The following is a 21,105-nucleotide window of genomic DNA, read 5'->3' as shown; positions in this document are numbered from 1 at the left end:
GCGGTGAATCGGTGGAGCGCGAGGACGGAAGGCCTGGGAGCTTGGCGAGGCTGAGCGGTGAATCGATGGCGCGCGAGGCCGTGAGCGCGGCGATGCTGGTCGGTGGATTGGTGGAGCGCGGGGTCCGGCTGTGGGCCGAGGGCGAGCAGCTGCGGCTGCGCGCCGAGCCGGGGGTGGTGACGCCCGCTGACCGCGAGGCGCTGCGCGCCGCCAAGGCCGAGGTGCTGGCGCTGCTGGCCGGGCGGGCTGCCACGCCGATGTCGAGCGTGCAGCGCAGGTTGTGGTTTCTGACGCGCTTCGACAGCACGCGGCCGGCTTATCTGGTGACTCAGGCGTATGCGCTGCGCGGGCCGGTCGAGGCCGACGCGCTGGCGCGGGCGCTGGCGCTGGTGGTGGCCCGGCACGAGGCGCTGCGGGCGACCTTCGCGGAGCTCGACGGTTACCCGGTGCAGCTCGTGCTGCCCGCGTGGTCGCCCCTGCTGATGAGGCTGAGCCTGGATTCTACCGCCGACGACGCGGCGATCGCCGAGGCGGCCCGCGATGCGCTGTGCCGGCCGTTCGCGCTCGATCGGGAGCCGCCGGTGCGCGCGTGCCTGATCGCCTGCGGGGCGGAGCGAGCGATCTTCGTGCTGGCGTTCCACCACCTGGTGATCGACGGGGCTTCGCTGGCGCTGCTGGCCGCCGAGCTCGGGCCGCTGTACGCCGCCGAGCTCGCGGGCGCGGAGGCGAGGGGGCCGGCGCCGGCGCTCGGCCACGCGGACTTCGTGGCGTGGGAGCGGCGGGTCCACGCGGCCGCGGATTCGCTCGAGTTCTGGCGCGCGCGGCTGGCCGAGCTGCCGGTGGTCGAGCTGCCGCAAGAGCGGCCGCGGCCGCCGCTGCAGAGCTACCGCGGGCGCCAGCTCGGGTTCAACCTGCCCGGCGAGGTCGAGCACGCGCTGCAGCGGGCGGCGGCCGACGCCGGCGTGACCCGCTTCGCGGCGCTGCTGGCAGTGTTCCTGGTGACGCTGCAGCGGCTGTGCCGGACGCGCGATCTGGTGGTCGGCACGCCGCACGCGAACCGCGACGACCGCGGGATCGAGGGGCTGATCGGCTGCCTGGTCAGCACCGTGGTGTTGCGCGTCGAGGTGGCGCGCGGGCTGTCGTTCCGCGAGCTGTTGCGCCGCGTCGACGCCTGCTGCCGCGAGGCGTTCGCCCACAAGGACGTGGGCTTCGAGCGGCTGGTCGAGCTGTCGGGACAGCCGCGCGACCCGGCCCGCACGCCGCTGTTCTCGGTGTTCTTCGGCGCGCAAGGGCCCGCCGAGCCGCCGGCGCTGCCGGGCGCGGTCGTGGAGGCGTGGCCGTTCGATCCGGAGGTCGCGACCTTCGACCTCGAGTGCCAGTTCGTCACCGGCCCGGGCGGCACCCGCGGGACGCTGACGTACACGACGGACCTGTTCGAGGCGGCGTTCGCCAGCCGCTTCGTCGAGGCGTTCGTGCAGCTGGCGGCGGGCCTGGCGGCCGCGCCGGTGGCGGCGATCGAGGCGGCGCCGATGCTCGACGAGCTGCGCGCGCGCGAGGTGGTGCTGGCCTACAACCGCACCGCGGCGCCGTTCCCCCGCGAATCGACGTTGTCGGCGCTGATCCGCGAGCAGGCCGCGCGCACGCCGGAGGCGCCGGCAGTGACGCATGCGGGGCGGACGTGGCGCTATCGCGAGCTCGCGGCCAGGGTCGAGGCGATCGCGGCGGGGCTGCGCGAGCGCGGGGTCGGCCCGGGGCAGATCGTGGCGGTGCTCGGCGAGCGCTCGGCGGAGCTGCTGGGGGCGCTGCTCGGGGTGCTCGCGGCCGGGGCGGCTTATCTGCCGCTCGACCCCGCGTTCCCGGAGGACAGGCTGCGCTTCATGATCGAGGACAGCGGGGCGACGCTGGTCATTCGAGACGTCGAGACGCGGGCGGTGCCGGGCTCGTCGCGGAGCGTGACGATCGAGGCGCTCTCCTCGGGTGCGTCGAATCGACACGGACACGAATCGAGCGGCACGAATCGCCATGGGCGTGAATCTCCGGAGCATCATGAATGCCTCGATCCCGCGGATCGGCATGGTCATGAATCCATCGTCGCGGTCGCGGAGCCCGCGAATCATCACAGCGGCCCCGAGGACCCCGCGTACGTGCTTTACACCTCGGGCTCGACGGGCACGCCGAAAGGAGTGGTGGTCCGCCACCGCAACCTGGTCAGCTGCCTGTCGGCGATGGCGCGCGGGCCGGGGATCGCCGGCGACGACGTGCTGCTGTCGGTCACGACCTGGGGCTTCGATATCGCGGCGCTCGAGCTGTTCCTGCCGCTGACGCACGGGGCCCGGCTGGTGCTGGCCGACACGGCGGCGCTGGCCGACGGGGCGCAGCTGCAGGCGCTGCTGGCCGCGGAGGCGGTCACCGTGATGCAGGCGACGCCGGCGACGTGGTCGCTGCTGGTGGCGTCCGGGTGGCGAGGCGACCGCGAGCTGCGGGCGCTGTGCGGCGGGGAGCACCCGCCGCGCGGGCTCGTCGACTGGCTGGCGTCACATTGCGCCGAGCTGTGGAACATGTACGGGCCGACCGAGACGACCATCTGGTCGACGCGCGCCCGCCTGAGGCCGGGCGAGCCGATCACTCTCGGCCGACCGATCGAGAACACTCAGGTGTTCGTGCTCGACCCCGAGGGCCAGCCGCTCGGGCCGGGCGCGCCGGGCGAGCTGTGGATCGCCGGCGAGGGCGTGGCCGCCGGCTACCTCGGCCGCCCGGAGTTGACCGCGGCGCGCTTCGTCGACCACAACCCCGCGGGGCTGTTGCCTGCGCCGATCCGCTGCTACCGCACCGGCGACCTGGTGCGCCTGCGCGACGACGGTCAGCTCGAGTTCCTCGGGCGCCTCGACGATCAGGTGAAGATCCGCGGCCACCGCATCGAGATCGGGGAGATCGAGCACGCGCTCTCGCGCCACCCTGCGGTGCGCGAGGCGGCGGTGGCGGCCCGCCCGGGGCCCGACGGGGAGCGACAGCTGGTGGCGTTCGTGTGCGCTGCGAGCGGTCAGGTGGTGCGGACCGCCGAGCTGCTCGAGTCGCTGCGCCGCAGCCTGCCCGCGTACATGCTGCCGGCGCGGGTGGTGGTGCTGCCGGAGCTGCCGCGCACGCCGAACGGCAAGCTGCACCGCCAGGCGCTGCTGACTGCACGGATCGCCCAGGTCGAGTCGGAGGTCCGCTACGCGCCGCCGGCGGACGCGATCGAGGCGGCGGTGGCGGAGCTGTTCGCGGAGCTGCTGCCGGGCCGCGCGCCCGGCCGCGACGACGACTTCTTCGCGCTCGGCGGGCACTCGCTGCTGGCTGCGCGCCTGTTGTTCGCGGTCAAGCAGCGCCACGAGGTCGCGCTGACGATGACCGCACTGTTTCAGGCGCCGACGGTCGCAGGCCTGGCGAGCGCCATCAAGCTGGCGCGGCTGCGGGCCGCGGCCGCGAGCGGAGATCTCGATGCGCTGACGGCGATGCTCGCCGGGCTGCGCGAGGAGGAGGCGCACGAGCTGCTCGCGCGCCTCGATGCGTGAGGACGAAAAGAGACGAGCATGGACCAGTCATTGTCGAACACCAAACAGGACCTGCTGCGCGCGCTGATCAAGAACCGCGAGCAGACGACCGCGCGCGCCGCGGCCGAGGTGCCCTCCAACATCGTGCAGTTCAAGAAAGGGGCGCCCGGCGGGCCGTCGCTGTTCTTCTTCCCGGCGACCGACGGCGGGGCGTCGTACTTCCGCTACCTGGCGCCGCACCTGCCGGAGTCGGTGTCGCTGTACGGCTGCCAGGCCCCGGGCTTCGACGAGGAGCGCGAGCCGTTCGGCTCGGTCGAGGAGATCGCGGCGTACAACCTCCGCCACATCCGCGCGATCCAGCCGCACGGGCCGTATTACATCGGCGGCTTCTGCATGGGCGGCCTGCCGTCGTACGAGGTGGCCTGCCAGCTGCAAGCCCAGGGTGAGGAGGTGGCGCTGCTGCTCAACGTGATGCCGGTGTTCCTGCGCCCGTGGGCCTGCCTGCCCGGCACCGACGCGCTGCAGCTGCGCGCGATCGAGGACCACCTCTTCATCTTCGAGCGCATGCTGGGGATCCACGTGGTGCTGCCGATGGACCAGATCCGGGCGCTGCCCGAGCCGGACCGCTACTCGTTCGTGACGGCCTTCATGCGCGAGGCAGGCTTCCTCAAGAGCCCGGCAGAGGAGCACCTGTTCATGCACCGCATGAAGATGTACGAGGCGGGCCTGCGAGCGATGCTCGGCTACAAGCCGGCCCGCACGTTCCAGGGCGAGATCGAGGTGATCGTGGTCGGCAAACCCGACCGCGGCGAGATCGAGCTCGACCTCAATACGTCGTACACGTGCGCGCTGCGCAGCACGCCGCCCGAGCAGGTCAAGTATCACCCGCTCGATGCCGACTCGGCGGCGATGTTCAGCGGCAGCGAACCCGACAGCGGACTCATCGCACGCCGCATGGGCGAGTTCCTGCGGTGAGGATCAGACGATTCGCGGCCGGTGGCGAGGTCGCGGCCGGCTGCGAATCGTGGGATGGTGGGTGCGTGGCGAACGGGTGATCGTAGTGCGGCGCAGGCATCGAGCTATTCATGGCGATTCGGGGGACCGAGGCGCAGCTCGATGGTCACCTCGGCGTACTGCGGCGCCGTCTTGAAGGTGGCCTGTTGCAGAACACCTCGGATGCAGCGCCACAAGTTCGACGAAGGGGGCGAGGTGACCGGCGCGACGGATTCGACCGCGGCGCCGCGGACGGTCAGCTTGGCGGTGACCTGTACGGTGGCGAGGAGGCCGTGATCGAGGGCGCTCGCGTGGCACTGCCGGAGCTGCGGGCGCAGCGGATCGACGGCCACACGAATGTCGATCGTGCCGAGGCCGTGGGTGCCGCTGACTCGCTCGACGTCGATTGCAGGTAGGGGCCGAGATTTTTTTCGGGGGGTGCGGCGCGTGGATTTCTTCAGAGCGGCAGGAGGACTCGGCGTGGCGGTCGGGGCGGCCGGCTGCGGGAGAGGGGCAGGGATGACGACGTCGCCGGTCCGCGGTTGCGGCGGGTCGATCGGCGGTCGGGGTGCGACCTCCACGGGCGGTGCAGGTGAAGGCGGGTCCGGCAGACTCGTGTGATTTTGCACGGTCACCACCTCGGTCACGAACAGACCGGGTCGGGCGGCTCCCGCCACATACGCAGTAGCCCCGAAGACCCCGATCATGAACAGCGTACCCACGAGCCGGCCTGGCCGGAACTTCGAGCCCGAAGCCGAGTTCGTTCGCACCGACACCGGCGGGATCGGCACGAACGCTACGGCGGGCTCTCGCGGCTCCGCGAGCCCCGGGATGCTGCCCTCGCGCCATAGGCGCCGCGAGGCGTGGGGCCCGTCCTCTCTGTGTCGTTCAGGACCGAAGGTCATCGTCTCCTCGCCGCGGCACGGCGGATCTGTAGTGGCGGCTGGAGGCGGATCCGGTGCGTCGCTACGGTCCGCCGGCGAAATAAATCCGCGACTCACCCCGGACGATGGTATACCGCGCGGCGTGGGAGAGCACGTCCGATGTTCTCCTGCGAAAGGCGGAGTGTCGTGACGACATCGCGGCGCCAGTACGGCGAGATCGGCGCCGCGTCGAGGTGGCGCGCGAGAAGGCGGACGCGGGCGGCGTGGATCCTCGTTTGCGTGGCGCCGGGCCTGCTGGTTCAGGCGCTCGAGAGCCGCGGCGCCGCCGTGGGCGACGCGTGGCGGGTAGAGATCGGCGAGCCTTGCGTGGTCGAGATCGCCGCCTCGGTGAAGTGTCATGATTCTTCCTGCGGCTCGAGCGGGGGCGCCCACAGCGTCTCGTCCGCAGAGCTCGCGGGCGTGGTCGTGATGCTGGACATCGTGCCGGACACGGGAGCTCCGGCGAGCTCACTTCCACAGCTGCCGTTCCGGATCGGGCAAGAGTTCGTTTCGCCGATCAGCGGTTGGATCAGCCTCGACTCCGACTCTCAGGACCGCGCGAAGGCCGAGATTCAGGAGAAGGGTGCGTCGAGGTGCAACAACATCGAGTTGGCCGGTATGAGCATCGTAAACGTGACGTCCGGTGAATAGGTATCAGCATGGCCGAGCAGACCAACCCCTTCGATAAATCAGCCCAGGAAGGCAGCCGGTTCGGCTTCGTCGCCGATCTGGCCTTCGTGCTGTGCTTCGTGTGGCTCGTGCTGTGGCGGGCCGAGCTCTTTGGCGCCGACGTGGATTCGGTGTGGGCGGGCGGCTGGCCGGCGCTGATCCTCGGCGGGCTGGTGGCGGCGGCCTTCGCCATCGGCCTGGCCAGGCGGCGCTCGACCGGTTTTCTCCCGGTGGTCCTGCGCTGGGGTCTTCTGATCGCCTGCCTGATCTTGCCGGCCTGGATCGCGCTGTCGCTGGCCGACCTGCGGCCGGAGCTGACGATGCAGACGGCCTCCGAAGAATTGCGATCGAGCGCACGAGAGGCGCAGGCGACGGCCGGCTCGCCGGAGGCGCTGCGCGAGGCGCAGGCGGCCGAGGAGACTGCGAAGACGCTCGAGACCCTCGGCCGGGCGCTGAAGGCCGCGGAAGAGCGCGGCATCGAGGTGCCGCACCGCGACCTCGGCGCGCTCGGGTTCGATCCGGCGGCGGTCGCCGCGTTGCCGCCGAAGACGAAGAAGACGCTCGAAAAGGCCGCCGGCATCGCCGAGGTGCAGGCCGGAAAGGCGCCAGCGCCGTCCGGTTTCTCCGAGCTGATGCGAGAGTTCGGGCTCGACAATCCGCTGGTTCAGAAAGCCCTGCTCGGCCTGGCCGCGGCGACGCTGGGGCCCCTCCTCGGTCTGTCGCCGGCGCTGGTCGAGGCGGTGCTCGCAGCGCTGCTGATCGACGGCGACCTCACGTTCGAGAACATCTTGCAGGTATCCGTGGCGCTGGCGATGTCGACGACGAAGACCGGCAAGCTGTCGGCGCCCAAGTTCAAGAAGAACATCAAGCTGGTGCGCCAGGGCGCGGCCGTGATCGAGAAGATCCACGGGGCGCTCGAGAAGCGCGGGGTCGGTGATTCGGAGGGCATGAGAGCGCTCAAGGAGGCGGGGACATCGCCCAAGCCGGAGCCGCAGTCCCCTGCCTGCAAAAAGCAGATCAAGGCGAGCAAAGGCGGCGGCGCAAGGAACAAGGACGCGCTGGCTCGAGCCTGTCCTGAACTCTCGCCGCAGCAGATCGATGAAATCGTCGGAGGTCCCTGATGCGCTCGCGCGTGCTGCAATACTTCGGGCTCGGCAAGGCGGAGCGCGCCGGCGACAAGGCTACGCCGCTGCTCGACGAGGAGGACGACCCGGCGCTGATGATGACCGGCGACGCTCTGACGCAGGCGATCCTCGAGAACATCCGCCTGCGGCGGTCGGTCCTCGTCACCGGGCCGCGTGGGTGCGGCAAGAGCTATTGTGCGGAGCAGGCGATCAAGCTGGCCAAGGCCCAGGGGATCATCGGCGGCTCGCGCTTCCTGCAAGGCAACCGGGAGATCCCGCGCGACGCGCTGAGCGAGGACATGCTCATCGTCGACGACGGCGCGCAGGTCAAGCTGCTCAAGGCGCTGGCGTTGCGCCCGCTCGAGGAGAGCGGCTCGGTGCCGCGCGAGGGTTTTCCGGATTGGCCGGGGATCCCGCGCGGCGCGGGGATCGACGACCCGACGCAGCTATGGACCAACCGCGACTGGATGGTGCTGTTCCTCGACGAGATCAACCGCTTCGGCGACGGCTTCCTCGACAGCCTGCTCGCGCTGCTCGAGGAGCGGAAGATCGTGCGCCGCGGCCAGGATTACTACGTGCCGATCGTGGTGGTCGCCACCGCCAACCCGCCCGGCTACGACGTCACGGCCAAGAAGCTCAGCCCGCCGCTGCAGGCGCGGATCACCCGCTCGTTCCGCGTGTCGCAGCCCGACATCGAGGTGCTGGTCCACGGCATCATGCCGTCGAAGATCCAGGACTTCGCGCGCGCCTACACTCAATCGGGCGCGCCCGCGGTGTCGCAGGAGATCCGCTACCTCGCGGCCGGGGCGACGCTGTGCCTGTGGGGCGACCCGGGGGCCGACTCGAAGGGCCGCTTCTTCCTCACCCGCGCGACGCGCTCTCATTTGACGCGGCTGATGGCGGCGAGCGATTCGCTCGCCCGTGACATGCGCGAGCTGGCGACGTTGATCGACTTCGGGCCCGACGCGCGCGCGGTGACCGATTGGATCGGCTGCGCGATGGCCCGCGCGGCCACGCAAGGGGCGACGAGCGTGGCGCCGATCCACCTCGAAGAGACAGCGGTCCACGTGCTGAGCCACAAGGTCCGCGAGAAGTTCAACGAGGGCGCCAACCCGAACCTCGGGATCCGGCGCGACCGGCTGATCCTCAACATCGTGCAGCGCATCACGCGGACGCCGGGCTTCGCGGCCAGCCTCGGTCACGACGCGCGAGCGAAGGCGGCGCCGACGGCCTCGCCTGCGGTCCACGCCTTCGCGCCGACGCAGCTGGCGGAGCCGCAGCTGGCGGAGATCGTGGCCGACTACGTCCACGCCCGCGTGTTCGTGGCGACGCTGGTGCGCGGCTATCCACACTACCGCAATACGCTGCTGCCGACGGCCGAGCACGTACGGATTTGGGTCAACACTGTCGACGGGGTGCTGCAGCCCTACGCGACGCCGGGCGATGTGCAGCAGATCGCCATGCACGGCTTCTGGGCGCTCATCCGGGCGTTGCGCCCGGGCCAGACGCTGGTCGACGTCCACCTGGTCAAGCAGGTCGGCGAGCTGTACGAGCGGACGTATCAGGCGATCGGCAGCGCCGCCAACCCCGCGGGGCAGGAGCGGGCCCAGGTGGGGCGGCAGGTGGTCGAGGAGGCGGTGGCGTCGGTGCTGCGATCGCCGGCGAACCCGAAGAACGCACCGAACGCGGCGCGACCGGGGAGCTGGTGAATTGGCGTACTGGCTGGCGCTGGCAGTCGTGACGCTGGCCGCGACGGCGGCGGCCATCGTGACGGCGATGGCGTGGCGACGCCGCAAGACGACGCCGCGGACGTTGTCGCTGGCGCTGTCGTGGGCGGCGTGCGTGGCGATGCTGGTGACGGCCGCCGACGCGTCGTTCGCCGTGCCGCGCGCCTTGTGTGAAGAGAGGCTGGCTGCCGGTGCCGAGAATGCGGCGCCGCTGGAAGAGCGCCTGCGGGCCGCGCTCGACCGCTGGACGTGGATGCTGCGCCCGCGTGGCCGCGTCGAAGTGACGGTCGAGCCCCGCGATCTGGTGGCCCCCATCGCGCTCGGCGATCTGGTCGAGCTCGCAGTTCGCGCCCGCGTGGCCGTCGATGTGAAGCTCGCCGAGGGGGTTCTCCCGACGACGGAGGAGATCCGACTTGCGCGCGCCGCAGACGAAGACGTTGAGGAGTGGTTTTCGGCGACGACTCCCATTCCACGATCGTACACCGACAAGATCTATCCCAAGCTGCCAGGCGCGCAGGGATCGATGCAGTGCCAAATCGACGACGAGCCGGTCGCTTCCGATCCGCGACTCGATCTGCTCATCGATCACCAAGATGAGGAAACAGAGAGAGAAAAGGTGCGGTTTCACCGCCTGCGCTGCTGGCCGAGCGAGCGGCCCGACGAGGCGGTGACGGCCTACGTGCAGATCGTGACCGCCGGGGTGGTATTCGCTTCCAGCGACGAAGCCTTCGTCAAGGAGATCGAGGCGGGCGAGGCGGGTAGCGGGGCGTGTTCGCAGAGCCCCGCCGACTGTCTGGGGATCCGCACCGGGCTCACGAAGTCGGCCGGGCTCGAAGTCGCCAGCGTCGTGATGGAGACGGACGCGCTGACGAAGGACGCGTCGATGCTGGTGCTCGACCGCCCGCGCAGGCCGGAGAGCTGCGAGGTGGCAGAGATGTTGCTCCGGCGAGGCGCGACGGTGGTCGTCGCGCAACCCGAAGGCGAGTTCTTCTCGAACTGCAAGCTGCCGATCCAGCGAATGCCTGAGGCCCAGGACGTCATCTTCGATCGGACGCCCCGGCTGACGTTCATGTTCGACGAGGAGTTCGAGAAGGGTCTCGACAAGAGCCCCACGGCCGTCATCGGCTGCGCCGAGCCGAACGTCTCTCGACGGTTGGAACCTTCGATCGAAGCGCAGAAGACGCTGGCTGCTGAGATCTGCAGGGAGACACAGTTTATCCGCGGACCCATGGGCACAGGTGACTGCTTGCCGAGCGACAAGGCAGCCGCGCGTGTGCGTCACCTGGGACGTGACACAACTCGTCAGGTCTCGTGCCCGGATAGCGCCGATTGCAAGCGGATCGAGCACAGCAGCCCGCGGTTTGCGGTCTCGGAGTACATGCGCGAGCGCAAGGCGCGAAGCGATGTCTGGGAGAACGAGCATCTCGTCATCTTCACCCACGACCCGCGCGAGGATCCTCCGCTCAGGTCGATAAAGTCGCTGCCTATATCGATTCATATGATAGGAATCGAAGATCCTTATGGGTCTTCCTTGTCGACGGCGTGGAAGGATCACCCGGGCGAGATGGATCCCCCTGGATGGCCTGATGTCGTCGCCGATCCCTCGATGCGTCTCTCCTCTGAGATCACATTGGATGCGCGGCCGCACCCGCCGCAGGAATGTTCTTTCACGAGGAGGATGCCTGCCCTCTTCGATATCCAGGCGAGCCAGTCCCGTGGCGCTTCGCAACTCAGCCTCGCCGCGCAGACGCGAGCTGCGTGGCAGCGGACCTCGGAGGTGTTCTCGCGCTTCCCGCACCCGGGCACGGCGAGCGACGAGGTGCCGACCGAGGCGCCGATTCGCTTCAACTGGTGGCAGCAGCCGCCGACCCGTGCTCTGCGAGTACGGGACATGGCCGTCGAGCTGGCGGCCACGACCACTGACGGAGGCCTCGTCGAGCGCCCGCTGGCCGTGGGGGCGATGGTCGGGCGGGGGCATCTGCTGCTCATGAGCTACTCGCCGTTCGAGGACGAGTCGAGCGGTGAGTCCTGGCGTGCGGGCGTCAGCACCCGAAAGCATGTCCTCGGCGGCATGGACCTGATCGAGGATCTCTATAAAAATACCGAGGCGTTCATCGCCGAGGTGCACGGCAAGATCGTCGGCGTGAAGCAACAGACGGACGGCGCGCTGTGGATCACCGTCACACGCGACGCCGTGGGGGCGCAGGGGCTCCGTGCGCTGAAGGTGCACACGAAGCAGATCGGCAGCATCGACGCGCCGTTGGTCGACTTCTCGAGCGAGCGCGGTCTCTACACCTACGCCCTGCCGGCGGTCGAGCTCGAGAAATTCGCCGAGTGCGAACCGCTGAGACCTCTCGGGACCGACGAGGCAGTCGTGGTTGCCTGCCCGCCCGTCAAGGTCGAGGGCACGAGCAGTCGCATGGCGGCCGTCCAGGCGCTGGAGCAGCTCGCGCGTTACTCGGGCGGCCGATTGTTGCTCGCCGGTGCTGCGGACATTCAGCCGCGCGTGCGCACGCGGACCTTGGGGCTCGGATTGCTCGCATGCGTATTTTTGGTCGCGTGGGGTCGTCGGGCGATTCGTCGCACGCGCGGCCGGGCGGCGGAGCGCCGATTGCGGCAGGCGGAGCAAATCGTGCAGCGGCGCTACGATCCGCCCGAGGCCGTCGTCGCCGCGGGGGGCGACTGGGACGGCCGGGCGACCACGTGGCCGCGCACGGGCGCCTTCGGAGGCTATCGGCCGATCGAGCCCGGCGATCGCGCCGGCGCGGCCGTGCTCAGCGACTTGCTCGTGCGTCAGCTGCAGGGCACGCAGGTGCTGCCGCGCGTGGCGTTGCGCATCGAGGAGGCGGCGCCGACGACGGGGATCTTGCTCAACCTCGGCGCGTCGATGCGGATGCCGGGGAGCGGCGAGCGCAGCAAGGGCCGGTGCGCGGGGCAGATCGGTATGCACATCGCCGCCTCGGCGTGGCGGATCGGCGGCGAGGTGGCGATGTCCGCGGTCGGGATCGCCGGGGAGACGGAGATCGTGCCGCCGCAACGCTTGAGCCCGGGCCACGAGGAGGCCGAGCAGAGCCTGCTGTTGCGACTGCGTCAACCACCGGTGCGCGACGCGACGCCGTGGCCCGCGGAGCTGCCGGAGAGCGGCGCGGTCGTGTATGTGTCCGACTTCCAGCACGAGGACGAGCGCGCGCTGCAGGCCTGGCTCGCCTCGCTGGAGGGCGCGGGGATCCGCGTGGGCGGCGTGATGATCTACAGCCCCGACGAATTCACGATGATCGAAGGTGGGCGCCTGGCGGGCTCGGGCGTATGGGTCGACCGCGCGGACTGGGATCCGGACGACGTGTTCGCCGCGTTCTGCCGCCGGCGCGACCAGATCGAGCGCATCTTCGAGATGACGACGGGCGGTCTGGCGGTGATCGCCACGACTTTTCACTCGCACGACGTCGAGCAAGCGCTGGCCGACGGCCGCTTGCTGCAGATCTTGAGGTAGCGATGATTTTTCTCGCCGTGATCGCCGGGACCGCTGCTTCGTTGTTGTGGATCGCGCTCGTGGTGATCGCGTTCGCCGCGGTGCTCTTGTACTGGCCGCGGCGCTTCTCCGGGCCGTTGACCGAGGACGAGCGGCGCCTCGCACATCGCCGTCTCGGGGGACGTTCGCTGGCGTGGGCGCTGGCGACGCCAGTGTTGACGATCCTCGGCTTCGGATTGCTGCTGCCGCCGTTCGTCCAGCTGCGCGTCGGCGAGGCGACTCCGGGGCGCGAGCCGCCGTGCGAGCCACCGTCGTCGCCGTGGGCGGCGATCTCCCGGCAGGAGGCGACGGATCGGTGGGTCGAGGCGGTGCTCTGTCACGTGCGCGATACGTCGCGGGAGGGCCTGGCGCAGGCGATCGTGGCCGCCGCAGCCGATCGCTTTTCGCGGGGCAGCCACTGCGCGCGGTCCGACGTGTCGCCGGCCGAGCGGGTGTCGATCGAGCTCAGCCTCGTCGAGCTCGCGGCGCGGGCGTATCAACTGACGAGCGTGGTCCTCGATCCGGGGCCGCGGATCGCGGATCCCGACCCGTGGGACATCATGAAGCGGACGCTCGACGCCCGCGAGGTCGCCACGTGCCGGCACGCGGAAGGCGACATCGAAAAGGAAGGCACGATCCTGCGGCTCGGGCCGGCGATGGTCGATTCGGACGGGGAGACGATCGAGGTCTCGGCGGTGGTGCTGGGCCGCATGGACGAGGGGGTCGACGGGAAGTTGTGGTCGCGGGACGAGACGATCGTCGGGGGCTGTCATCTCAAGCGTAGTGAGGGGGACGTCTCCGAATCCGGTCAGCGCGTGCTGCGGCTCAGGGGGCGGTGCGATAACCTCGCGCAGGGGGCGGTGCTATCCGCGGGGTTCGGGAAGACGCGGCTGCGTCGCCGCGATGTGCCGGTCGAGTTGCGATTCGAGCTGCAGGACGGCTCACTCGTCGAGCTGCTCACGGAGTTGGGGAAGGATGGCGACTTCCTGGCGGAGATGGGCCGCCGCGATTTGCAAATGCCGAGGGTCGTCGCGGATCTTGGTGATGCCAGCGTCGTCCGCCGCGAGGGCGAGACGCTGGTCATAGCGAAATCGACGGGAAGCTCGAGTGGGTCTCTGGAAGAGCCGTCAGCGATCATGCTGAGGCAAGGCCCGTTCTCCTGGGCGGGGTTTGCCAATGAGCCGACCATACAATGTTGGGGGGACAGGGTCGTCATCGAGCAGGCGGCGGCCATCCTCGATGGGGCGGCCGATCCGTCCGCCATGTATGCCTTGATGGGCTCGATCGTGTGGGCGGCGAACGTGCTGGCGACCGGCTCCTGTGAGCAGGTGCGGGAGAGCCCGGCGGACGTCGAGGGGGGTCAGCCGTTGCTGACGCCGGAGCAGATCGAGGAGGCCGTGGCCGCCATGCGGCAGGGTAGGGATGCGGTCGGGATGGTGTGTCTGGCGCTCGCCCTGGTCTCGCTGGCGCTGGGGCTGCTCCGCAGCGTCCGGTAGTGTCGTGAGCCCTGGGTTCGTCGGCTCATGCGAGCCAGAGGCGGAGCGCCCGCGGGGCGAACGAAGATCAATCGCTCGAGCTGCGATTCGGGTTCGCCAGCGCGCAGACTTTGTATGCCTGGGTCGCCCCCGGGTACTCCGATGCGGCCCAGGCGCCTCGGTGGTCGAGGCGCAGCCAGGGGAAATCGCCGCTCACGTGCTGGCACGAGGCCGGAGTCGCGGATCCACGCAGGATCGACCCGGAGCCCTGCGTCTGGACCTTGCTCAGCAACTCCGTGCATTCGCCGGCGAGACGGCGACAGGCGGTGTGGTCGGCGCCGGTCTGCGTCTTGTAGCAGAAGCACCACCATCCGTCGGGCTGCGGCGCGATGGACGGATTGTCGGCCCAGGCCCGGCGAGCGGTGAGCCCGCCCCAAACGTCGGGCTTTTCGGCGGGCGGCGGAAGGTTGACGGGCGGGGCGGGATTGTCGAGGCCCGGGCTGCGATGAGGCGATTCATGAGCGGCGCGATTGTCGGTATGCGGGGCGGGCGAAGACGACGAGGACGAGCCGAATGCCGCGAGCGTGGCGACCCCGCCGGCGAGCAGGAATGCGGCACCGAGGCCGCGGAGCCATCGGCGTGGTCGCCGGGAGGCGGGCTTGTTCCGCGGGGATTCAGGTGGTGATGGCCGGCTCGGCGCGACTGCCGGAGAGGGGGCTGATCCTTGCGTCCGGGCGTGCGGGGCTCGCTGACGCGCGGCCCACTGCTCGCGGGTCTCGGCCCGTTCACCGTGATGCTGAAAGCGAGGCTCGTGGGACATGGCGGCGCAGGTGAGGTTCGATGCGTCAAGCGCAGCGGCGCATCCGACCGGTGTTGACGCCGGCGCGCGCGGCGAGTGATAAGGCGGCGATGCACCGGCTCAGCATGGCCATGCAATGTATCGATCCCGCGCCTCCGACAGAACCCGGGCCGCGCCGCCGGTCCATGCGTGTCCTCACTACAATCGTGGTGACCGGATTGCTGGGCTGCGGCTCCGCGAGGACCGGCGCGACCACGCCGCCCGAGCCGGTCGTCGAGCGGGAGCCCGAGCCGCCGCGGGGACCTCCTCCGCCGACCGTCGAGCGCGGCGAATCGTCGTCGACCGTCGAGAGCCGGAGCACCACCACGGAGACCCACATCCGCGTGGAACAGCCGACTCCGCCGGCGTCGGAGCCGACGCCGGACGCGTCGCCGGCCAGCTCGTGCTGCCGCATGTGTCACAAGGGCAAGGCCTGCGGCAATACTTGCATCGCGCGCGACAAGGTGTGCCAAACGCCGCCGGGCTGCGCCTGCGACGAATAGTCGGAGGGGCCGGCTCGTGACGGCGAGCGAATGGTAGCGAGCCATCGACGCGACGGGCGGCGAGAGCTCCGGGGGCATCGCGCGGATTCGCGCGGTCCTGCCCTGCATTTCGCGTTACGATCCGGGCGGCCTGCCTGCAAGGAGGGGTGCGAGGAGCCTGCATGACCACGACCCCGCGGAGCCGCCCGATCGACCTCCTGAGCGAAGCCTGTGCCTGCCACGAGGCGTACCTGCGCGGGCGCCTGCGCGGCCTCGGGGTGCCGGAGGCGGGGCTCGACGACGCGGTCCAGGACGTGTTCGAGGTGCTGGTGCGGCGGATCGGGGCCTATGACCGGCGCTTCTCGCTGCGGCAGTGGATGGCCGGGGTGGCGCGCAAGATCGCGCGGCGGCACCGCGAGCGCGCCCAGCGGGCTCCGGGGGCGCTCGAGGAGGCGGAGCTGCCGGCGCCGGGGCTCGACCCGGAGAGCTGGTCGTCGCGGCAGGAGGCGCTGGCCGATCTGCAGGCGTTCCTGGGCGAGCTCGATCCGGACCGCTGGGCGGTGTTCGTGCTGTCCGAGATCGAGGGGCTGCGGGGGACGGAGATCGCGGCCGAGCTCGGGGTCAATCTGAGCACCGTGTACGCGCGGCTGCGGGTCGCCAAGGCCGGCTTCGAGCGGACGATGGCGCGGCGGCGGGGTGAACGGCGGGGCGCGTGGCTGTGGCTGCCGCTGTTCGGCGAATCGTCGCAGCGCGGCAGCCTGGCGCTCACGACCCCGCTGGCGCTGTTCGGGGTGCTGACTGCGAGCGCCGGCGGAATGTGGGCAGTGCGCGGGTGTGTGGCGAATGACGAGAGTGAGAGTCGAGGTGCGGCGGCCGGGGTGGGAGCGGAGCCGGCGTCGAGGATGGCCGGGGTTCCGGCGCGAGAGGTCGATCCCGCCGGGACCGGCGCTCTCGTGAATGGCGGCTTCGGCGACGCGCGAGCGGCCGACAACGACGGCGCGCTCGTGAATGACGGCTTCGCCGACGGGCGAGCGGCCGACCGCGCCGGCGCTTTCGCCGATGATCTCTTCGCCGGCGCGGGAGTGGGCGAGGCGTGGATCGGCGGCCCCAGCGGCTCGTCGTCGAGAGGGCGGGGGACGTGGCGCTGGCGGATGCGGTATCTGCTGCAGGGCGACGAGGTGGTCGTGGAGATCGCGTACGCGGGCGACGAGGCGATAGCGATGGACGGCGGGATTGGCTGGGTCGAGCTCGAGGGGCTGACGCGGGTCGAGGGGCCGGGCTCGTGGCCGATCGCGCTGGAGGCGGGCGAGCGACGGGTGGTCCGGCTGCGCCTGCGGGCGGGGCGGGACGGGGTGGTGGATGCCGTGTTCGGGGAAGGGCGGCAGTTCGGGCTGGCCAACGGCGGGTTCGGGCTGAGGCTGATGCGGGACGGGGGGCGCTTGCGGCGGTGCGGCGAGCGCGAGTGCTATCGCACCGCCGAGTCGATCGCGGACGAGCTGATCGGTGAGACGGTCCGCGTCGAGCTGCACAATCGGTGCAGCGAGGACATCGAGGTGGCGATGATGCCGTGCGAGCTCGAGGTGCCGCCGGCCGACGCGCCGCGCCTGCACCTCGCGGCCGACGAACTGCGCCCGATCACCGTCGATGCCGGCCTGTGCTTCGGACGCGTGCGGGATGACGGCAATGTCGGCAGCAGGGGCAGCGGCAGCGACGGGTTCGTGATCACGTTCTCCGGGGCGGGCTGCGGGACGGTGGCGGCGGACTCGAAACAGCCGTTGCCGGGGATGAAGCGCGGCGAGTAGGTCGCTGGCGGGCCCGGGTGATGCCCCGGGCAGGCGCCGGCTGGGAGCCGGCCTCGCTGCGCTTGCGGGCTGCCATGATGGGTGCTGCGATTCTTTGAATCATGCGCCCTGTGATTCGAGCTGCGCCGGATCCTCGTGGCTCAGCGTCTTCGCGGAGCTGCTATGATTGGTGATGCGAATCAGCGGATCAGGCGTCCTGGGATTCGAGCCGCGCCGGGTCGGCCGCCGGACCCTCGTGGATCAGCGTCTTCGCGGTGGTGATCGCCGCTTCCGAGCCCGTCAGCGTCAGGATGTCGCCGGGGCGCAGGAGCTCGCGCGGGGACGGGACCTCGGCGCTGGCGCCGTCGCGGCTGACTGCCAGGACGGTCGCGCCGGTGCGCACGCGCAGGTTGATCTGCGCCAGAGTCAGGCCGACCGCGGCGCTGCCCTCGTGCAGGCGCACCGGCGTCATGTCCGGGAAGCCGGGCAGCAGCGCTTGCACGTCGTCGAGCGAGCTCTGGGCCGTCGTCTCGCCGCCGCCTTCGCGGCTCTGCTTCGCCAGCACCTCGACGATGAGCTCGGTGCCGGCGCGGACGTGGCCGTGAAGGTGGGCGATGTTGCGCCACACGCTGATCACCAGCGCCACGACCACCACCAGCAGCACCAGCGGCGCGGCGCTCAGCGGCAGGAACGGCTGGGCCATGCCGACCAGCGGCAGGCCGACGACGAGGCACAGCGCCAGCTCGAGCACCAGCACGAACAGGCGGCGCGGCGCGGAGCCGAGGTCGAGCTTGCCGCCGCGGACCGGGATCACCATCTCGGCCAGGCGGTGGGCCAGCGCCGCAGCGCGCCGCAGCGCCCCGAGCAGGAAGATCGCGGCGAGCAGCAGCGTGCCGCCGAGCCACGTCAGCTCGACCAGCCACGGCGGCAGGGTGAAGCGCTCGGTGAGCTCGGTGACGACCCACCAGTGGACCAGGTTGGAGCCGGCGAGCACGGCCCACAGGAGCGCCGCGTCGAGCGCCAGCACGACCACGTCGCCGCGGATCTGCGACCACACCGAGACCGTGCGCGGCGCGCTGCGGAGCTGCTCGATCCACGACTGATAGAAGGTGATGAACGTCTGCAGCTTGGCCGGCAGCCGCTGCTCGAGCGCGAGCGCCACCGACTCCGAGCGGCCGATCATCAGCGGGGCGGTCAGCTGCGTCAGCACCGACACGCCGACGGCCACCGGGAACACCCAATCGCCGAGGATCCCCTTCGAGATGGCGAACGACGCCATGATGAACGAGAACTCGCCGTTGTGCGCGCAGCTCATGCCGGCGCGCACCGAGGCCTTGAAGCCGTTGCCCGACAGGAACGCGCCGATCGACACGCCGAGGACCTTGCCGACCAGCACCACGGCGGTGAAGATCAGCACCAGCGGCCAGTTGGCGAGGATCTGCAGCGGATCGATCTGCATGCCGATGGCGACGAAGAAGATCGCGGCGAAGATGTTGCGCACCGGCAGCACCAGCGGCTCGATGCGCCCGCCCTCGCCCGACTCGGACACGAGGATGCCGGCGATGAAGGCCCCGAGCGCGATCGAGTAGCCGGCCAGGGCCGCGAGCGACGCCATGCCGAAGCAGGCCGCGATCGCGGCGAGCAGCGTCAGCTCGTCGCGCCCGCGCCGCACCACCGCCCGGATCGCGCGCGGCACGACGAACAGGCCGCCGGCCAGCAGCGCGAGCAGGAAGCCGAACAGCTGGCCGACCGACAGCGCGAACTCCCCCGGGCCGAGGCCCGCGCCCGAGGCGATCGCGGTCAGCACCGCGAAGACCATGATCGTGGTCATGTCGTCGAACACGAGGATGGCGAAGGTGAGGTCGACGAAGCTGCCGCGCAGCTTCCGCTCCTCGAAGGCCTTGGCGGCGATCATGGTCGACGAGCTGCAGATGCAACCGGCGAGGAACAGGCTCTCGATCGTGCTCCAGCCCATCAGCGCGCTGACCAAGAACCCGAGGGTCATCATCAGGCCGATCTCGAACACCGCGGTGAGGCCGGCGCCGGGGCCGATGCGGGCGATCTTTCGCAGGCTGAACTCGAGGCCGACGCTGAACATCAGCAGGATGACCCCGAACTCCGACAGGTTTTGGGTCATGTCGAGGCTGTCGGGCCCGCCGAGCACGATGCCGGGCACGTGCGGGCCGATCAGCATGCCGGCGATCAGGTAGCCGAGCACTGGGGGCTGGCGCAGCGACTGCGAGATGAGGCCCGTCGCGGCCGCCGTGCCGAGGATGATGCTGAGATCACGGACGTAGTGCGCGAGGTCGGCGGCCATGCGCGAGCGACGATACACGCGCGGGCCGACCGCCGCACGGAGCGGGCAAAACATGTCCGAGATGTCATGCGCCGCGCAAGCTCGACGGGCCCGCGGCGTTCGTGGCTCCGTCGCGTCACGGCGAAACGGCTCGCGGTGGGACGGCTCACGCCCGCGAGCTGCTGCGAACGCGATGCGCAATGCGTACGACGGCTTGCAGGCGATGGGGTTCGCGCCGGTCGGGCCTCGTCGGTCTTGCCGGGAATGCCGGCGGCGGCGTACCGTGGCGAGGATGCGGCGCCTCGTGACCGTTCTGTTCTGCTTCGCCTGCGGCCCCGCCGCCCCGGGCGAGGACAGCGAGGGCGCACCCTCGGAGCCGGGCACCACCACGCATGCGACGAGCGACGGGGCAGAGACGACCGCGAGCACCGGCGTCGACCCGTCCGGCTTCGATCCGTCGCATGTCACGACCTCGTCGGAGTGCCGCAGCCTCGACATCCCCTGTCCCGGCTGGTGCGCGTACGATGAGGGCTGTCCTCTCGGACATGTCTGCGTCGACGCGAGCTGCACCGTCGCGCCGACGCTGCCCACCTGCGACGAGCTCGCGCTCGTGGCGGTCGACTGGGGCCTCCCGCACGCGCCCGGGGCCCTCGCGCTGGTCGATCTCGACAGCGACGGCGATCTCGACCTCGCGGTCGTCGAGCCCGCGGCGGCGCAGCTCGAAATTTTTCATAATGACGGCGCCGGCGCGTTCACGCCGGGCGGCGCCGTCGCGCTCGGACCGCCCTTCGAGCTGCCGGTGCTCGCCACCGGCGACCTCGACGGCGACGCAGACATCGACCTCGTGCTCGCGCGCGCCGACGCCGGCGAGGTGATGGTCCTGCTCGCCGATCAGGGAACATGGGTCGCGGGTCCGATGCTCGCCGGCTCCGTCGCGGCCCAGCTGTTCGTCGCCGACGTCGACGGCTTCGACGGCCGCGATGTCCTCGCGGTCAGCCTCGGCGATCCGGCGCTGACTCTGTGGCGCGGCGACGGCCTCGGCGGCTTCGCCGAGCGCCAGGACATGCCGGTCTCGCTGACGCCGCTGGCCAGCCTCGTCGACGTCACGCTCGACGGCTTGCCCGACGTAATTGGCCCCGATCCGTTCGGCGTTGCGATCTACCGCGCCCGGCCGAGCTCATGGTTCGACGACGAGGTCGGCTTCGGGTTCGGCGGCTACGAGGTCGTCTATCATCAGGCGCTCGCGACCCAGCTCGACGCGACCCCCGAGCTCGAGCTCGTCACCCTGCTCCGCGACCCGGCCGGCTCCGTCATCCACGTCCTGCGTCAGAGCGCCGACAGCCCGAGCGGCTTTAGCCCGTTCGATCACGGCCTGCGCCCCGGCGCCACGCCGACCTCCGCGCGGGTCGCCGACATCACCGGCGACGGTCACCCCGATCTGGTCGCGGTCACCACGAGCGACGCCCTGATGCTCCTCCCCGGCGACGGCGACGGCGGCTTCGTCTGCGAGGGCCTGGTGCCGATGCCGGCTCGCGTCACCCACGACCTCCTCGCGGTCGGCGACGTCGACGGCGACGCCCACCCGGACATCGTCGCGGCCAGCCCCTCGAGCCCCGCGCTGTGGGTTTTTCACGGGCTGTGAGGACACGGCCGAACCTGCCCGGTGGCCGGCCACGACGCCATGGGCGCGCGGGTCAGGGAGATCCCCGCAACGAGGAGCCGAAGACGAGCCGGCGTACGAGCAGGCCACGGAGCGAGC

Annotated in this window: 12 protein-coding genes; 10 read left to right on the top strand and 2 right to left on the bottom strand. The window is 70.8% G+C overall.

The features are described from left to right. Positions 1-65 precede the first annotated feature (65 nt). Together OV090_RS09505 and OV090_RS09500 are read left to right on the top strand one after the other, a co-directional pair. On the top strand, positions 66-3,551 hold the full coding sequence (locus tag OV090_RS09505; RefSeq protein ID WP_267703237.1) for an amino acid adenylation domain-containing protein: 3,486 nt from the start codon (positions 66-68) through the stop codon (positions 3,549-3,551). An 18-nt stretch (positions 3,552-3,569) separates the two neighbouring features. Next, positions 3,570-4,505 carry a thioesterase domain-containing protein gene (locus tag OV090_RS09500; protein ID WP_267703236.1) on the top strand — a complete coding sequence of 312 codons (936 nt, stop codon included), beginning with the start codon at positions 3,570-3,572 and terminating at the stop codon, positions 4,503-4,505. Positions 4,506-4,609: 104 nt separating this feature from the next. On the opposite strand, the gene OV090_RS09495 is transcribed toward OV090_RS09500, so the two are convergent. Continuing rightward, complete coding sequence (locus OV090_RS09495; RefSeq protein ID WP_267703235.1) at positions 4,610-5,314, bottom strand: hypothetical protein; 705 nt, start codon at positions 5,312-5,314, stop codon at positions 4,610-4,612. Positions 5,315-5,686: 372 nt separating this feature from the next. On the opposite strand from OV090_RS09495, the gene OV090_RS09490 reads away from it, so the two are divergent. The 7 genes from OV090_RS09490 to OV090_RS09460 all read left to right on the top strand — a co-directional run bounded on the left by OV090_RS09490 (position 5,687) and on the right by OV090_RS09460 (position 17,071). Next, a complete protein-coding gene (locus OV090_RS09490) occupies positions 5,687-6,097 on the top strand; it encodes a hypothetical protein (protein ID WP_267703234.1) in 411 nt (136 codons plus the stop codon). A gap of 8 nt (positions 6,098-6,105) precedes the next feature. Next, positions 6,106-7,236, top strand: coding sequence for a hypothetical protein (locus OV090_RS09485; protein WP_267703233.1), 1,131 nt, complete (start codon positions 6,106-6,108; stop codon positions 7,234-7,236). Further along, positions 7,236-8,948, top strand: a complete 1,713-nt coding sequence (locus tag OV090_RS09480) for an AAA family ATPase (RefSeq protein ID WP_267703232.1) — start codon at positions 7,236-7,238, stop codon at positions 8,946-8,948. The genes OV090_RS09485 and OV090_RS09480 overlap by 1 nt, the downstream gene beginning before the upstream one ends. A gap of 1 nt (position 8,949) precedes the next feature. Further along, on the top strand, positions 8,950-12,456 hold the full coding sequence (locus tag OV090_RS09475) for a hypothetical protein (RefSeq protein WP_267703231.1): 3,507 nt from the start codon (positions 8,950-8,952) through the stop codon (positions 12,454-12,456). Positions 12,457-12,458: 2 nt separating this feature from the next. Further along, a complete protein-coding gene (locus tag OV090_RS09470) occupies positions 12,459-13,970 on the top strand; it encodes a hypothetical protein (protein ID WP_267703230.1) in 1,512 nt (503 codons plus the stop codon). A gap of 987 nt (positions 13,971-14,957) precedes the next feature. Continuing rightward, positions 14,958-15,290, top strand: a complete 333-nt coding sequence (locus OV090_RS09465) for a hypothetical protein (RefSeq protein ID WP_267703228.1) — start codon at positions 14,958-14,960, stop codon at positions 15,288-15,290. Positions 15,291-15,451: 161 nt separating this feature from the next. Next, positions 15,452-17,071 carry a sigma-70 family RNA polymerase sigma factor gene (locus tag OV090_RS09460; protein ID WP_267703227.1) on the top strand — a complete coding sequence of 540 codons (1,620 nt, stop codon included), beginning with the start codon at positions 15,452-15,454 and terminating at the stop codon, positions 17,069-17,071. Between the two features lie 187 nt (positions 17,072-17,258). Here the strand turns inward: OV090_RS09460 and OV090_RS09455 are convergent, their stop codons facing one another. Next, the gene (locus OV090_RS09455; protein ID WP_267703226.1) at positions 17,259-19,367 is read right to left on the bottom strand and encodes a cation:proton antiporter; all 2,109 of its coding nucleotides are present in this window, start codon (positions 19,365-19,367) and stop codon (positions 17,259-17,261) included. Positions 19,368-19,650: 283 nt separating this feature from the next. On the opposite strand from OV090_RS09455, the gene OV090_RS09450 reads away from it, so the two are divergent. Beyond that, positions 19,651-20,988 (top strand): VCBS repeat-containing protein, encoded by a 1,338-nt coding sequence (locus OV090_RS09450; RefSeq protein ID WP_267703225.1) that lies wholly within the window; start codon positions 19,651-19,653, stop codon positions 20,986-20,988. Positions 20,989-21,105 lie beyond the last annotated feature (117 nt).

This window comes from Nannocystis sp. RBIL2, from assembly GCF_026626745.1.
Lineage (GTDB): Bacteria > Myxococcota_A > Polyangia > Nannocystales > Nannocystaceae > Nannocystis.
This window is presented reverse-complemented; position numbering and strand designations above follow the sequence as displayed.

Excerpts from the sequence above, each read along its gene's own strand:
- OV090_RS09505 (WP_267703237.1), top strand. The coding sequence starts at position 66 with ATGGCGCGCGAGGCCGTGAGCGCGGCGATGCTGGTCGGTGGATTGGTG.
- OV090_RS09500 (WP_267703236.1), top strand. The coding sequence starts at position 3,570 with ATGGACCAGTCATTGTCGAACACCAAACAGGACCTGCTGCGCGCGCTG.
- OV090_RS09485 (WP_267703233.1), top strand. The coding sequence starts at position 6,106 with ATGGCCGAGCAGACCAACCCCTTCGATAAATCAGCCCAGGAAGGCAGC.
- OV090_RS09480 (WP_267703232.1), top strand. The coding sequence starts at position 7,236 with ATGCGCTCGCGCGTGCTGCAATACTTCGGGCTCGGCAAGGCGGAGCGC.
- OV090_RS09470 (WP_267703230.1), top strand. The coding sequence starts at position 12,459 with ATGATTTTTCTCGCCGTGATCGCCGGGACCGCTGCTTCGTTGTTGTGG.
- OV090_RS09460 (WP_267703227.1), top strand. The coding sequence starts at position 15,452 with ATGACCACGACCCCGCGGAGCCGCCCGATCGACCTCCTGAGCGAAGCC.
- OV090_RS09455 (WP_267703226.1), bottom strand. The coding sequence starts at position 19,367 with ATGGCCGCCGACCTCGCGCACTACGTCCGTGATCTCAGCATCATCCTC.